The organism is Psychrobacter sp. T6-1 (assembly GCF_052258445.1).
On sequence record NZ_JBQQFC010000785.1, the window covers coordinates 1 to 570 of the forward strand.

Genomic DNA, 570 nt, shown 5'->3' on the forward strand with positions numbered 1-570 from the left:
CTGGCAAAAAAGGCTTGTAGCGGTGACGGTATTTTGATGTCTACGCGCTGGGCGTTAGCCTCATATCTGGAGTCAGGGCAGCTCATAGAGCTAAAGTTTACGCATCCATTAGCGATTACTCAGCAGGCAGATATGGCTGTTTATCTGTTATACCAAAAACAGCGCTACTTGGTACCCAAAGTCAAAGCTGCGGTGGATTTTTTGGTTGAGAGAATAAAAGTGGTTAATGAAAAATAAGGAGATAGTTATGAGTAGAGCACCAGTAGCAGTTGTCATTGGCGCAGGCGACGCCACTGGCAGCGCGGTTGCCAGGCGTTTCGCTAGAGAAGGATTCACCCTATGCGTGACTAGAAGGACTGCTAATAAACTAAGCACGTTAGTTAGTGATATTGAGGCCGCTGGTGGTATAGCTATACCATTTGGCTGTGATGCTCGCGTAGAGCAAGAGATGGTCGCGCTGTTTGCTCATATTGAGCAAGATGTTGGCCCGATTGAAGTTGTGGTGTTTAATATTGGTGCAAATGTACATTTCTCCATTTTAGAGACTACAGAACGCGTCTATCGAAAAGT

The 570-nt window shown here is 45.8% G+C and carries 2 protein-coding genes; both read left to right on the forward strand.

The features are described from left to right. A partial coding sequence (locus ACTXGO_RS15965; protein WP_443575211.1) for a LysR substrate-binding domain-containing protein occupies nucleotides 1-237 on the forward strand: 237 nt, incomplete at its 5' end. Between the two features lie 10 nt (nucleotides 238-247). Further along, the coding region (locus tag ACTXGO_RS15970; RefSeq protein ID WP_443575212.1) for an SDR family NAD(P)-dependent oxidoreductase at nucleotides 248-570 on the forward strand (323 nt) is incomplete at its 3' end.